The sequence below is a fragment of the Polaribacter sargassicola genome (genome assembly GCF_021991835.1).
GTDB classification, from domain to species: domain Bacteria; phylum Bacteroidota; class Bacteroidia; order Flavobacteriales; family Flavobacteriaceae; genus Polaribacter; species Polaribacter sargassicola.
Window position 1 is genome coordinate 1 of sequence record NZ_JAHDAU010000229.1, and the last position, 282, is coordinate 282.

At 72.7% G+C, this 282-nt stretch carries 1 protein-coding gene; it reads left to right on the forward strand.

Annotated elements, in window-relative coordinates; all coding sequences use genetic code 11:
- On the forward strand, positions 1 to 282 hold a 282-nt coding region (locus KI686_RS16625; protein ID WP_237590421.1), incomplete at both ends, for an MMPL family transporter.

Sequence of the window (282 nt, forward strand, 5' to 3'; positions counted from 1 at the left end):
TCGGGGTGCTGCCCCTGGTCACGCTCGGGCAGCTGGGCCTGATCGTCGGGGTCGGCGTGATCGTCGACACCCTCGTGGTACGCACCGTGATCGTGCCGGCGATCTTCGCGCTCGTGGGCGACCGGATCTGGTGGCCGGGGCGGGCGCCGAAGGCCCCCGGCAAGGACGGCGCGCCCGTGCGCGCGGCATCCGACGCGGGCGCACTCGCCACGCACGAACCGGGTGATCTGCCCGACCCGCAGGGAGAATCGACACATGAACGTCGTGAAAGCGCCGCTGGCG